At 68.5% G+C, this 12,075-nt stretch carries 15 protein-coding genes; 7 read left to right on the forward strand and 8 right to left on the reverse strand.

Annotation, left to right across the window (positions count from 1 at the left end; translation table 11 throughout):
• Nucleotides 1-88 precede the first annotated feature (88 nt).
• From ABD830_RS19330 to ABD830_RS19345, 4 genes are all read right to left on the reverse strand, one after another.
• A complete protein-coding gene (locus ABD830_RS19330) occupies nt 89-304 on the reverse strand; it encodes a hypothetical protein (protein WP_344988957.1) in 216 nt (71 codons plus the stop codon).
• A 128-nt stretch (nt 305-432) separates the two neighbouring features.
• The gene (locus ABD830_RS19335; RefSeq protein ID WP_344988959.1) at nt 433-912 is read right to left on the reverse strand and encodes a hypothetical protein; all 480 of its coding nucleotides are present in this window, start codon (nt 910-912) and stop codon (nt 433-435) included.
• 301 nt (nt 913-1,213) lie between these two features.
• Entirely contained in the window at nt 1,214-2,986 is a 1,773-nt protein-coding gene (locus ABD830_RS19340; RefSeq protein WP_344988961.1) for a DNA cytosine methyltransferase, read from the reverse strand.
• Between the two features lie 123 nt (nt 2,987-3,109).
• Nucleotides 3,110-3,619, reverse strand: coding sequence for a hypothetical protein (locus tag ABD830_RS19345; protein ID WP_344988963.1), 510 nt, complete (start codon nt 3,617-3,619; stop codon nt 3,110-3,112).
• Nucleotides 3,620-4,082: 463 nt separating this feature from the next.
• Between ABD830_RS19345 and ABD830_RS19350 the strand changes: the two genes are divergently transcribed.
• The 4 genes from ABD830_RS19350 to ABD830_RS19365 all read left to right on the forward strand — a co-directional run bounded on the left by ABD830_RS19350 (nt 4,083) and on the right by ABD830_RS19365 (nt 6,981).
• A complete protein-coding gene (locus ABD830_RS19350) occupies nt 4,083-4,424 on the forward strand; it encodes a hypothetical protein (RefSeq protein ID WP_344988965.1) in 342 nt (113 codons plus the stop codon).
• A gap of 48 nt (nt 4,425-4,472) precedes the next feature.
• Nucleotides 4,473-5,090, forward strand: a complete 618-nt coding sequence (locus ABD830_RS19355; RefSeq protein WP_344988967.1) for a hypothetical protein — start codon at nt 4,473-4,475, stop codon at nt 5,088-5,090.
• Between the two features lie 107 nt (nt 5,091-5,197).
• A complete protein-coding gene (locus ABD830_RS19360; protein ID WP_344988969.1) occupies nt 5,198-6,118 on the forward strand; it encodes a ParA family protein in 921 nt (306 codons plus the stop codon).
• A complete protein-coding gene (locus tag ABD830_RS19365) occupies nt 6,088-6,981 on the forward strand; it encodes a hypothetical protein (protein ID WP_344988971.1) in 894 nt (297 codons plus the stop codon). The genes ABD830_RS19360 and ABD830_RS19365 overlap by 31 nt, the downstream gene beginning before the upstream one ends.
• 143 nt (nt 6,982-7,124) lie before the next feature.
• Here the strand turns inward: ABD830_RS19365 and ABD830_RS19370 are convergent, their stop codons facing one another.
• From ABD830_RS19370 to ABD830_RS19385, 4 genes are all read right to left on the reverse strand, one after another.
• Complete coding sequence (locus tag ABD830_RS19370; protein WP_344988973.1) at nt 7,125-7,601, reverse strand: C40 family peptidase; 477 nt, start codon at nt 7,599-7,601, stop codon at nt 7,125-7,127.
• Nucleotides 7,602-7,761: 160 nt separating this feature from the next.
• Nucleotides 7,762-8,223: a DUF3307 domain-containing protein gene (locus ABD830_RS19375; protein WP_344988975.1), complete on the reverse strand. Its 462-nt coding sequence runs from the start codon at nt 8,221-8,223 to the stop codon at nt 7,762-7,764.
• On the reverse strand, nt 8,220-8,378 hold the full coding sequence (locus ABD830_RS19380) for a hypothetical protein (protein ID WP_344988977.1): 159 nt from the start codon (nt 8,376-8,378) through the stop codon (nt 8,220-8,222). Before ABD830_RS19380 ends, ABD830_RS19375 begins: the two co-directional genes overlap by 4 nt.
• Nucleotides 8,375-8,509 carry a hypothetical protein gene (locus ABD830_RS19385; RefSeq protein ID WP_344988979.1) on the reverse strand — a complete coding sequence of 45 codons (135 nt, stop codon included), beginning with the start codon at nt 8,507-8,509 and terminating at the stop codon, nt 8,375-8,377. The genes ABD830_RS19380 and ABD830_RS19385 overlap by 4 nt, the downstream gene beginning before the upstream one ends.
• A 232-nt stretch (nt 8,510-8,741) precedes the next feature.
• Here ABD830_RS19385 and ABD830_RS19390 point away from each other — a divergent pair, with 232 nt between their 5' ends.
• The 3 genes from ABD830_RS19390 to ABD830_RS19400 form a co-directional block, all read left to right on the forward strand.
• Complete coding sequence (locus ABD830_RS19390) at nt 8,742-9,107, forward strand: hypothetical protein (protein ID WP_344988981.1); 366 nt, start codon at nt 8,742-8,744, stop codon at nt 9,105-9,107.
• Between the two features lie 94 nt (nt 9,108-9,201).
• Nucleotides 9,202-10,623, forward strand: a complete 1,422-nt coding sequence (locus ABD830_RS19395) for a hypothetical protein (RefSeq protein WP_344988983.1) — start codon at nt 9,202-9,204, stop codon at nt 10,621-10,623.
• On the forward strand, nt 10,620-12,075 hold a 1,456-nt coding region (locus ABD830_RS19400), incomplete at its 3' end, for a type IV secretory system conjugative DNA transfer family protein (protein ID WP_344988985.1). The genes ABD830_RS19395 and ABD830_RS19400, both read left to right, overlap by 4 nt.

Below are 12,075 nucleotides of genomic sequence, written 5' to 3' on the forward strand. Positions count from 1 at the left end.
TGTCCGACCCAACCCCTTTCTATTCAACAGTCTACCCGATTTAATGGTGATGCAAACCGAGAACTAGGGCGTGAGCTGGGGATTTCTTCTAGGCCCGGTGCCTCCCATCGTTGAGCTCTTGGATCACAGAACGTCGGGGGAGTGTCGTGACGATCAACGTGGCGACGGTCTGGCCGGTCGATGAGTCCACGATCGTCCACTCGCCGATCGTCGTCTCGGCCAGGCGGTCGAGGGCCGTCTCAGCGTCGGCGAATGTCCCGGCCTTGGCCACCGCCGTTCCTTCCTTGGCGCGGATCTCGAACATCTCGTCTCTCCTTCGAAAGGGTGGAGCCTTGGCCGTCATGATGCTTGGTTGCGGCGCTGGAGCGCTCACCGAATGGCGTTCTGTGGATACGGGCCGGGGCTGCCTGTGCGCCCCGGCCCGTCCGCCCCTCATCGCTGATACTTGCCGGGCCACACGGTCTCGACGGCGGCGGCTGCCGCCTGCCACATCTGCACTTGGACGTCGAATGCTGCCCGGTCGTCGCAGATGACCGTCACGCCCCCGACTTGCACGGCCAGCTCGCCGCATCGGCTGGTGGAATAAGGGTGCGCGCGTCCGTAGGTCTCGGTGGCGTTCTGCAGGCCGGTCAGACAAACCGAGGTGTGCGAGGTGATCCGGCGGAGCACTCGATACTGCTCGGCGCGCCGCCCGTTAAAGATCGTCTCGGCCTGCCTTGTGGCGGCGCGCCAGATGCCCGCCATGCTCAGCGCGGCGTGCGCGTCCTGCACGATCACCAGCAGACCGGGCATCAGGACGTGGATGCGGCCGTCCTGCGGCTCCGGGAGGACCTTGGTCTCGTACTCGCCAGCGAGGCGGATCGTCACGGTGGTGAGGTAGTGCAGGTACTCGAAGGGCGATCGTGCCGACATTCAGGACGCTCCCTAGCTTTCGCGGGTGGTGGTACGGGGTGGGTGTCCGGCCCAACCCCTTTCTATTCAACAGTCTACCCGATTATGGTCCGGCGAAACTAGGAGCCGTCGGCATGAGCTGGGATTTCTTCGGGGATTGCGGACCTCGTTGCTACGCTGGGGCCGTGTCCTACCTTCGCGGGTGGACCACTGGCGGCCGGTGTTGTCCGACCGTCGTCCGGCTGGGCGGCGGGTTCACTGGCCGCCTTCTTGCGTCACGAGGTGCGGGGGCCCGGCGCACGGGCCGGGCCCCCGCGAGGGTCTACCTCGGCCAGCGCTCGATGTCCTCGCCGGTGATGGCCTCGACCAGCGCCGAGATGATGATTTCGGCTACCGGGGGAGTCACCGCGTTGCCGTACTGCCTGACCCGCTGCCTCTTGTTGCCTACGACCACGTACCCGCGTCGGAACGCCATCGCCGCGCCGATCTCGCCCGGTTCGAGCATCCTGAACTCCACGTCGGCGATGTCCAGCTCGGCGACGCCCTGGGCCAGGCCGTAGCGGTCGCGCGTGGAGAGGGTGCCAATCGGGTCGGTGGTGCGGCGGGCCTGGCCGGTGCCGTAGTAGGGCACGAGCAGGGCGTTCCACACGTCGGCCGGTACGCCCTGCGGCGGGGTCACGAGGCCGTGATGATTGCCGCTGGCGGTGACGGTGGCCAGGGCGTCGGTGACGGCGCGGGCGTCGCTGCTGCCGCCGCGCAGCTCGGCGACGAACGGCAGGAACGCGAGCGCGGTCTCCGCGCGGGCGGTCTGGGTTCGCAAGGGCAGGCTCGCGGGCGCGGCCTCCTTGCCGTCGCGCCCCTCCATCGGGATCATCAGCGGCGGCACGACCAGGGCGTGATTGGAGCCGTCCGCCACCACCGTGGCGAGCGGCTCGTCCAGGCCGATGGTGCGCGGCCGGTCCGAGCGGAGCAGGGCGAGGAACGGGGCGGGGATGGCCACGCCGTCGTTCTCCCGGGTCGTCCTGGTGGCCATGGGCTCGCTGACCGGGGTGGCCTCGTCGCGCCAGGTGCCCCCGGCGGGCACCATGAGCGGCGGGCAGGCCAGGGCCTTGGTCGCCGTGGTGGTCTGGGCGGTCAGCGGGGCGTCCACTGGCCAGGTGCGGACTCCGGGCCTGCGCTCGAAGGTGTGCCCGGCGGCCTCCAGGGTGATCGGGCGGGCGTAGCGCTGGAGACCGGCCTCGATGCGGGCCATGGTCTTGTCGGCCAGCGGCCGGTCGCGGTCGCCGATGCGCTTCCCGGGGATCGTCCAGTCGATCGCGGCGGCCGCCGGGAGAACGGGCGGCTCCACAACGGAGTTGCGGCAGGCGATGCGGGGGCACTTGTAGACGTACTGCTGCCGGTAGCGGCCCATGTCGGCCTTGGGGTCCTTGAAGACCTGAACCGCCTGGATCCACTCCTCGCAGGTCTCGCAGTAGGCCAGCGGTCGCAGCCACTTCGACCAGTCCGGGTCCCGGCCGAGGGCCTTATCCCAGTAAGCCACGTACAGCCGGTCGCGGCTCTGCGGGGCGGCGGGCGTGCGGGCGGGCTGGGCGTGCATGCTGTTGATGGCGATGACGCGGGTGTGGTAGCCGAGGGCGCGGATCTCGCCGACCCAGCGGTCCCACTGGTCCCAGGCCCGGACGTCGACGACGTTCTCGACGACTCCGGCGCGCACGCGGCCGCCTCGGGCGATGACGCCCCGCAGGTACATCGGCACCTCTTCCATCAGGGCCCGGCTGCGCTCGGCTTCCTCGTCGCGCTCGGGGCCGAAGAGCTCGCACTGCAGGGTGTTGTCAAAGTCGCGCTTCTTGCCCCGGGCGCTCGACCACTGGGGGCACTCGGGGCTGGCCCAGAACAGATCGGCGACCGGCCAGCGCTCGACCGGGGCGGTGCGGATGTCGCCGAGGTAATGGTCGACGTCGGGGAAATTCACGGAGTGGCTCTCGATCGCCTTCTCCCAGTGGTTGGCGGCCCGGGTGACCTGTACGCCGGGTACCGCGTCGGCCCCCTGGCTGCTGCCTCCTGCGCCGCAGAACCAATCCATCAGGCTGAGCATGTGTGTCCTTTCGATCTTTCGCGGGTGGTGCGGGGGCGGGTGTCCGGCCCGCCCCATTCTATTCAACAGTCTACCCGATTTAAGTGTGAGAGAAACCCCAGAATCGGGGCTCGACCAGGTGTTTTACCTTTCGGTCAGGTGCTGGGCCTGGCCGGGGGCGTGCTCGTCGGACCGGTCGCCCTTGGCCGTGACCAGGGGCCTGAGGGCGCGCATGAGGTCGTCGGCGGTGCTGACCGCGTCGTGGGCCCGCTCCATGAGTTGCCTGTCGGCGGTGGCCCGGATGTCGTACGGCAGTGACCCGTCAGTGGCTACGCCGTCCATCTTGTCGTAGGCGTCGAGCTGTCCCGCGAGGCGGTCGAGCGTGTACCGGACGCTGCGGGCTCGGTGGCCTGCGCCGTTGATCTCTTGCATGAGTTCGGCGTCGTCCTCCTCGGCGTAGCGGCTGTACGCCTCAGCCACGGCCTGTCCGGAGTCGAGGGCGCGCGCGTCGAGGGCGTGGCACAGGTCGCTGATCAGGTCGCGGGCCACTAGCGCGAAGTCTGTGCCGTCCTGGGCACTGGCCCCGTTGTAGTGGCTGCGGGTGTAGATGGCCACGGCCTCGGCGGCCCGCGTCGCGCGCTCGGCGTTCTCCATGGTGTTCCTCCTCGTTCGCGGGTTGAGGCGAGTGTCCGGCCCGCCTCTTTCTATTCAATAGTCTACCCGATTAAAGCTGTGTTACTCCTGAATCATGGCTCTGACCTGGGATTTTGCCTTCCGCGCGGTGAGAGCGCTCGCGCTCCCACAGAGTCCGGGGCCTGAGTGGTCATCCCGTCGCCTGATGCCTTGCACTACCGCAGGTTCTGAGGGGGTGCCAAACCCTTGCCCGAAGGGTCGGCCGTAGGCCGAGGTTTGGCGGCCCCTCAGGTTCTGTGGTAGCCCCTTGGGGTCAGGTGGCGGGATGACCACGACCCCGGACGGCACCACCTACGGCCTTGCAGGTCCGCCCTTGCCCCGGTTATCTCGGAGCCTGCCTCCCCGGCGAGGGGTGGGGGAGCTGGGGGCAACGCCCCCGCATCAGCCCGTAGGGCTGACTGCTTGGACGTTAGGGTGGCCCCTCATGACCCCGTTCGTGTTCGTCATGCTGGTAGCCCTGGTGGCGATCGCAGGTCTGATCGTGGCCGCTATCGTGATCATGATCCTTCGCCGCTTCAGGCGGGGGCCGGCTCGGGACCCTCACGTCTACGAGGTGAGTGTCACGCCGCGCTCCTCGGCAGGCGAGGCGGGCCCGACTACGAGCCATATCGCGGGCACGTGGCGGAAGGTCTCCAGGATGGCCGCCCGTATCTCGCGGTGGCCGGACGTGGAGCTGGTGACCGTGCTGGCCTACCTCCCTTCTGAGGACCGGACGGCGGTTTGGGCCTGGCGGGGCGGCACACTGCGGGGCGGGAAGCGTTCATGATGCCGACCTCTTAGGGGGCGCGGTGGCGCAGGAACTAGGATGCGCTCTGTGTCGGCGTCCGATCCTCCGGTGGTCCGGCTTGTCCCGGACGGGGCGGGATACCTGCTGAAGCGGCGCTCGTGGGCTGACGGGCGCGAGGAATTGCTGGTGTCGTGGATGGAGCTCACTCCGGGGCCGCGCGGTGGGCTCGTCCCCCGCGAGGAGTGGATGCCGCGCGATCGGGTGTACCTCCTGGCTGGGGTGGACTACAGCGCAGTGGAGCACCTACGGCATGCGATGAGCTCGGCCGGCGCGGAGCGTCAGGGCGCGGCGGTGCCAGCGGTCCCCCCGGGCTGGCCAGCGCACATTCCTCCTCCAGGGGCGCCGAAGTGGGAGGCGGAGGCAGAGGCATGGCTGCTGGATTGCCTGCCTGCGGACTTTCGAGCGCATGAGGTGGTGCGCGACCCGTATGTGCTGACCTGGATGGCGGAGCGTCACGTGGGTTACGCTCTGACCGCGTTGCGGGCGGGTTATCGCGGCGCGGCGGTGGATTTCAAGGCGCGCTTGGCACCGCACGTCATCGCCGAAGTGCTGGACACCTATCGCACTGAGGGGCGCCGGCTGACCGCTGCTGCGGCGGCTATCAAGGTGGTCGGCGCGGCTCTGCAGCGCGCACGCCGCCGGTAGAGGGGCGTTCACACAAGGATGGCGATAGTCACCGGTATGAGGTTGCGCCCGTATGTGGACACGTGGGATGACTGGGCCGTACAGACCAAGAGGAAGGGAGATCGCCGGTGAGTGCCCTGAGGCTCGCCGTTTATAGCGAGAAGGGGGGAGTCGGCAAGACGAGCATCACCAACGGACTAGCGGCAGTGGCTGCGGCCGAGGGGCTCAAGGTGCTGGTCGGCGACCTGGACCCCCGCGCGACGGCCAGCAAGGAGCTGGGCGTGCCGATCCGAGAGAACGGCGATACCGACGTCTTCACGGTGAACGACCTGCTCGCCATCGAGCTGGGCGACGACGACCCGGTAGACCCTCGCGAGGCCATCGGCGACATCGTGCACCCGGCTGGTGAGGCATGGCCGGAGAACGTCAAGGTGCTCCCTGCGGAGCGGAAGCTGCAAAACCGCGAGGCCGACCAGGCGCCGATTGAGATGCGGCTCGGCTTGGGGCTGTCGGCACTGGCCGATGATGTGGATCTTATTCTGTTCGACATGCCGCCGCGGGCGGCCGGCAAGCTCGTCATCGCCGGACTGTGCGCCCTGGGGGACAAGGGCGGCGTCCTGGTCCCAACCACGTTGACCACCGACGGGCTTGACGGGGTGGCCCAAGCATTCCGGACGGTCAAGCTGATGCGTCAGGGCGCCGCGCCGGACCTCCAGATCTCGGGCATCGTGCGCAGCGACGTGCCAAAGGATCGGGATCTGAGAGCGATCAACCGCGAGATGGACGCTCTCCTGTTCGAGCGTGAGGACGCGACGCTCGGCCCCTGGAAGGACTACGTACTCGGCGACCCGCTGCCGGTCGGTACGTCGAACGGCGAGGACGACGTTCCCGCGCGATACCTGGTGCGGCACTATGCCATCCGGGAAGAGGCGCGATGGGCACGCGTGCCGATCACCGCCGCTCCAGGCCGCGAGGCGCGTCGCCTGGTTGGCATCTACCGTGACATTCTGGATCACCAGTGGCAGCAGCATGGAAAGGGCCGCTTGTGAGCAGGCTTATCAGCCAGGGACGGAAGCTGGAGAAGGCCAAGGAAGACGATCCGGCGGCCCCGCCGGTCAGCAGTTCGCCCGTACCTGAGAGCCGCGTTCCGCGTGCTCGGGCGGAGGTAGGCGCGGAGGTAATCGAGCGTCTGGCCCGCACGATGCCGCGTCCCTCGGAGGAGGTGACCGAGAACCTTCCTGCCACGCTTGATGAGCGTGAGCAGCGCGACCTGGCGCTGTGCGAGGCCGCGCTGGACCATCTGCGGGTCGCGTTCTGGATCGCCGGCCGTGCCCTGGAGGTCATCCAGAAGGCGCGCCTGTACCGCGAGACGCACGCGACGTTCGAGGAGTACTGCGCGGAGCGGTGGGGGATGTCCCGCCAGCACGCGTACCGGTTGATCCGCGAGTGGTCCCTAGCGGAGCGCTTGATGATCTTGTCTCCAATTGGAGACAAGATCAAAATCGGGGAGAGCCACGTGCGCGAACTCCTCCCTGTGAAGGACACCCACAGCGAGGAAGCCGCCGAGGTGGTGTTCCGCACCGTGGCGGAGTCCGACGTAAAGGTCACGGCAGAACTGCTGCGCCAGGTCGTCGGCGTGCTCCCCGATGGCGAGTTCGACCGGGAGGCCGCTGTCGCGGAGATCCGGGCGTTCCTGGCCCGAGGCGGGGAGACGGTTGACGACGAAGAGGCGCCGGCGGCCGCCCCGTCTCGCTGGAGTGCTCGGGCTACGCGGGTGCGTGCCACGCTGGAGCAGCTGGCTGTGCGGCCATCGCGGAAGAGCACGGTCCAGGCCGAGGAGGTTCGGCGGTTCGTCACCGAGAGCCGCGCGCTGCTCGATCAGATCGAGCAGACGCTCCTTGCTGACGACTGACATCTAGAACAAGGCCTTGCTCCCCGCGGGGGGCCGACGTCGCGCCGGGGGAGCTGCCAGCATCGCGGCGCATCTCCGCTGAAGCCCAAAGAGGCCCCGCACGTTCAACGTGCGGGGCCTCTACTGTTGGTGCGCGCCGGAGGCTAGACGCCGGGCCGGGCGGCTCCGTTGTAAGCCGCCTTGATCCATCCCTGGGCGACGTGGTCAACCCGTACGGGCTTGCCTCGGCCGGGAGCGTGGACCATTCGCCCCCGTCCGACGTACATGGCGACGTGCCCGAGCCGGAAAAGGAAGATCAGGTCACCGGGCGCGAGGTCGCGCCACGACACTTTGCGCAGGTGGCGATACTGATCAGAGGCGACGCGCGGCAGCCGGACTCCAGCCCTGCCCCACGCGTACCGCATGAGGCCGGAGCAGTCGAAAGCTCCTGGTCCGGCGGCACCGCGGCGGTAGGGATCGCCGACTTGTTCCAGGGCGATAGAGACCGCCTTGGCGGCGCGCTGGGCCTGCGCCATGGCTGCCGCGCGAGCGGCGGGGGCGTGGGCGGCAGCGACGCCGGCGACGGTCAGAACGGTCAGGGCGGTTGCGCGTGTGCGCGCGAGGTAGTCGCTGGTGCTCATTGGCGGCCACCTCGCCGACCATTTCCGGCCTGCCGAACAGTGCCCTTCGTCGGGGCCTCGTGCTTGGCGGCCTCCTTCACCTGGTTCTGGTATCCCTGGGCGGCTTGCCGAGTCAGCTTCGACTGAGCGGCGTCGTACGAGGCGTCAAAGGTCGGCTTCTTCATACCGGCGCCCCCAGCGTGATGAGCAACGTGGCGACGAAGAGCCACAAGAGGTGCCAGGACTGGTCCAGGTGGAAGGCTCCCGTCCCGGTGCTGGGGTTATCGTCGCGCCCCTCGCGGGGCATGCCGAACCGGTAGTAACCGGCCTTGCCGAGACGCTCGGCCAGCGCCGCCAGCGTGTATCGGCGGTCTGCCCAGTAGTGCGAGGCAGCGTCCACGACCAGGGCGACCACGACGAGCCAGAGGGAGAGGGGGAGGTGCGTCGCGATAGCGGCGACCGCGAGCGTGATCACCTTGGTTGCGGTCAGCGTGGCCACATGGGCGAGACAGTGGAGCTGCCCCGCGCGGCTGCGCTCGCCCTTGCCGCACGCCTGGGCGTGCGTCTGAACCCATTGGTCGCCGAGGTGGTGCCCCACGTACAGGGCGATGAACACCACGGCGAACACTACGGCGGCGTTCATCGCGCCTCCTGCATGGTGATTGTGGCGCACTCGGTGCAGTGCTCCCGATGCTCGGCGACCTCCTGCTGAGTGCCGTTCACCAGGATCACGCCGACGACGGCGCAGCGTACGACGTTGGCGGCGAAGGTACCCGCGACCTGGGCCCCGCGCTTCATCGGCTGTCCTCGGACTCGTCGGTCTCCTGCTGCGGGGCCGAGGTCTGCAGGACCCCGGGCCGCGAGTAGAGAGGCTTTCCCGGGCCGGTGTTCGCGCCGGCGGGCCACTGCGAGCCACGGTTTGCTGGCATGCTGGAACTCCTCGAAAGAGGGCCCCGGGGTGAACGTTCTTGGTCGGATGAGCACCTCGGGGCTTTGCTGTGTCGCGGAGCGGTATCAGCGCTCTAGCGACCTAATGCCTTCACGATTGCATGCTCAGTCTTGAAGTTCAAGAGTCTTGAAGTTATGATCTCGCTGTGATCTCATACAAGGGACGCACCAGAAACGCGCTCAATTGCGCCGGTATGAAGGAGATGAGGTGTCGTGCTTCACTTCGAGAGTCCGCAAGTCTTGATTCCCAAGACTCCCGAGCTTGGCTCGGGGGCTCTCAGACCTATGGAGAACTGCATGACGCCAGAAGGGCAGGGGTCCACCCTGCGGCCGAAGTACGTGCCACTCGGCGGCGACGCCTGGACGCGCTTGGACGAGCTCGCCAGAGAACTGCAGGACGCCAAGTCACGCCGAGGCGGAGAGCGCATCACCGCCAACACCCTGATCAGGGTGGGCGTGGCTGTCGTTCTCTCGTTCGGCGATTCCCTCGCTGGCGACACAGAGGAGGACCTGCGAAGAGGGCTCTTGGAGCTCCTGGGGAGGCCACAACCACCCGCCGAAAGCTCGGCAGATTCCTAGCACTTCAAACCATCAAAGCCCGGACGACGACGCCACATCTTGGCGGATCGAACGTCGCCGCCCGGGGCGGACACCAGAAAGGCAGAACCTTCTGATGTTGAAAAGAATCCTACGGCGACGTGGGGCAGAGGAGAGCTACCCCGGCGTCGTCAACGGCCACGGCCTCGACTCGGCCCGCCTGTCAATCGGCCCTGACGGCGTCCGCGAGACGCGCGTCTATCGCACGGGGCCGGCCAAGGGCGCCCCGGGGGAACGCCTGTCGGGGAGGCTGCTCGGCTTCGCGGGCGTACTCATCTTCGGCGCCCTGGTCGGGTCCGGCTTCGTGGGTTACGAGGCACAGCGGCTGTTCGCGCTCCTGCACAATCACACGGGCGGCCAGGTCACCGCGGCGGACGAGGTCCGCGCGGTCATCGTCGCTGCCCTTCCCGATGTCGGCTGGGTCGCTATGGCGCTGGTCGCTCTGGTGGCCGCGCTGCGCGGTCAGTCGAGCCTCCGGGCCCGCATCGGCGTCCTGGTCTTCTTCGGCCTCTCGCTGGGCGCTCAGGTCCTCTACGCGCCCCACAGCATCGAGGGCATGCTCGTAGCAGTCATCGCGCCGGTCACCATGGCTTGGATGCTGGAAACCTTCATTGTGGAGGTACGGCGACGCGTCGCCGCTCAGCGCGACCTCGACATCGACGAAACCCCCGTCCTCTCGATGGTGCTCGCCGTTCTCGGCCGCGTGATCCGGGCCCCCTTCGGTGTGCCGCTCTGGCTCCTCCGGCTCGGCCTGGACCGCAAGGGCACATGGGCAGGGGCGCGGGAATGGGTGCTCGACGTCGCCCCGATCGCACCCGGCCGGACGCTGGCCAGCATCCGCGCGGCCGAGGCCGAGGCGATCGCGAGCTCGGCGACGCTCACCGCTGAGCAGGTGCGCGAGGCGGCCCGCGAACAGGTCGAAGCGCTGCAGGAAGCCCACGCGCGGGAGCTGCGGGAGATCGAAGAAGCCCGCGCCATCGAGGCGGCCACCCGGCTGGAGGAGAGCCAGCAGGAACGTGAGGAGCACGCCCGGCTGATCAAGCAACTCCAGGCCGAAGGACGGGCCGCGCTGGCTCGCACGGAGAGCGAGGCTCAGAGCACCATCGAGGGCTACGCCGGACGCCTCCAGGACGCCGAACACCAGCTCAGGGGCCTGTCAGAGCGCCTGCGGCGGGCCGAGGCCGACAGCGACCGCCTGCGCCAGGTCGAGAACCTGCTGCAGGAGCGCACAAGCGAGCTCAGAGCCGTGCGCGCAGAACTGAAGCTCGTCACTGAACAGGCCAGCCCGCGCGTACGCCTCGCCGCCCTCTACGAGCGGCTGCGGCTCAGCGGTGACAGCCGCTTCGGCGACCGCGGGGCGGTCCCGGAACTGGCGCGAGCCTGGTACCTGGACATCGGCGTTCAAAGCGAGGGCACAGCGCGCAAGTACCTGCACGAGTACCTTGATGACCTTGGGGTTCCTGGGGCCTCGATGCAGGAAGGGGCGATGTCGTCATGAAGTTCGACATGATCCACTGGGGGCCGATCGCGTCGGCGACCTCGGCCGCCCCCGAAATCCCGGTCAAGTTCATCATTCTCCTCGTCGCAATCCTGCTGGGCGCACTGGCTCTGCGCCTGCTGTGGGACTGGATGCGCCGTGGCCACGAGACGCCCCGCGCGGGCCTGTGGCGACGCCTGCGCATGCGCCGTCACCCTGGCGCGGGCTTCGCGGGCCGGTGGGAGCTGTGGCGCCGCTACGGCCTCGGCCGCGCCCGCAAGATCGCCCGACACGCACGGCCGTCGCTGGGCACTCTCGACCTGTACGGCTACGGCAAGTGGCGCAACTACGCCACATTTTTGGGCTGGGCTCAGGGCTGGCTCCACCGCTGGCGCGTCTACGCCACGCATTCGGACATCGTCCTCGTCATCGCCGCGCCCCAGAAAGGCAAGTCGGTGGCGGCCGCCGGGCGCATCATCGACGCGCCGGGCCCGGTCGTGGTGACCAGCATCCGGGGCGACCTGATCGCCAACACAGCAGGATTGCGGCAGAGAGTCGGAAACCTGCACGTCTTCAACCCCGAGGGCGTGGGGGAGTGGGGGACCACCTTCCGATGGAACCCCGTGGCCGGCTGCCAGGACCCCGCAACGGCCATCCGCCGCGCCGGACACATGGTGGAAGCGGTCGAGACGCGCGGCCTATCTGACTCCAACTTTTGGGAGTCGCAGGCTGTGATGGTCCTCAGCTCCTACATGCATGCGGCGGGCCTGGTCGGCGGAAATCTCCGGCACGTGTGGAAGTGGATCACCGAGGATGACCCGACGCCGGTCGAGATCTGCACCAGAGCCGTCGGGGCGGCGCAGTTCGCGGCGAACGAGATCCGCGACTACCTCGCTCTGCACGACCGGACCCGCGACTCAGTCGAGCGCACCATCCGGCAAGTCCTCCGCTTCATGCTGTCGCCCGAGATCGTCGAGACGCTCACTCCCGGCCGTGGTGACGAGTTCGTCATCGCTGACTTCCTGCGCTCGCGCGACACGCTGTACCTGGTGGCGTCGGCTGAGGCGGCGAGCCCGGTTCCGCCGCTGCTGTGTGCGCTGCTGGCCGAGATCAAGCACGAGGCGCTCATCGTCGGGTCGAACTCGGCTGCGAAGCGGCTCGACCCACCGCTGACGATGGAGCTCGACGAGGTGGCCAACGTGACGCCCATCCCGGTTGCCGCATGGGCCTCCTACGCCGCCGGGTCGGGTATCCGGATGGCGCTGTACTCCCAGAGCTGGGCGCAGCTCGCCGGGCGCTGGGGCGACCGAGGGGCCGAGACGATCTGGCAGACCGCCACGGCCAAGGTCATCATGGGCGGCTCTAGTGAGCCTGAGCTGCTGCAGCGCGTCGCCGCGCTGTGCGGGAAGGTCTATGTGACCGTCCGCCAGCACCGCGAGCGCGACGGGACGAAGACGCCCGTGCAGGACTGGG

This window comes from Nonomuraea helvata, assembly GCF_039535785.1.
Taxonomy (GTDB): domain Bacteria; phylum Actinomycetota; class Actinomycetes; order Streptosporangiales; family Streptosporangiaceae; genus Nonomuraea; species Nonomuraea helvata.

Coding starts and splice junctions, on each gene's coding strand:
- ABD830_RS19345 (WP_344988963.1), bottom strand. CDS start 3,619: ATGGAGAACGCCGAGCGCGCGACGCGGGCCGCCGAGGCCGTGGCCATC.
- ABD830_RS19340 (WP_344988961.1), bottom strand. CDS start 2,986: ATGCTCAGCCTGATGGATTGGTTCTGCGGCGCAGGAGGCAGCAGCCAG.
- ABD830_RS19380 (WP_344988977.1), bottom strand. CDS start 8,378: ATGAAGCGCGGGGCCCAGGTCGCGGGTACCTTCGCCGCCAACGTCGTA.
- ABD830_RS19385 (WP_344988979.1), bottom strand. CDS start 8,509: ATGCCAGCAAACCGTGGCTCGCAGTGGCCCGCCGGCGCGAACACCGGC.
- ABD830_RS19370 (WP_344988973.1), bottom strand. CDS start 7,601: ATGAGCACCAGCGACTACCTCGCGCGCACACGCGCAACCGCCCTGACC.
- ABD830_RS19350 (WP_344988965.1), top strand. CDS start 4,083: ATGACCCCGTTCGTGTTCGTCATGCTGGTAGCCCTGGTGGCGATCGCA.
- ABD830_RS19375 (WP_344988975.1), bottom strand. CDS start 8,223: ATGAACGCCGCCGTAGTGTTCGCCGTGGTGTTCATCGCCCTGTACGTG.
- ABD830_RS19330 (WP_344988957.1), bottom strand. CDS start 304: ATGTTCGAGATCCGCGCCAAGGAAGGAACGGCGGTGGCCAAGGCCGGG.
- ABD830_RS19395 (WP_344988983.1), top strand. CDS start 9,202: ATGTTGAAAAGAATCCTACGGCGACGTGGGGCAGAGGAGAGCTACCCC.
- ABD830_RS19335 (WP_344988959.1), bottom strand. CDS start 912: ATGTCGGCACGATCGCCCTTCGAGTACCTGCACTACCTCACCACCGTG.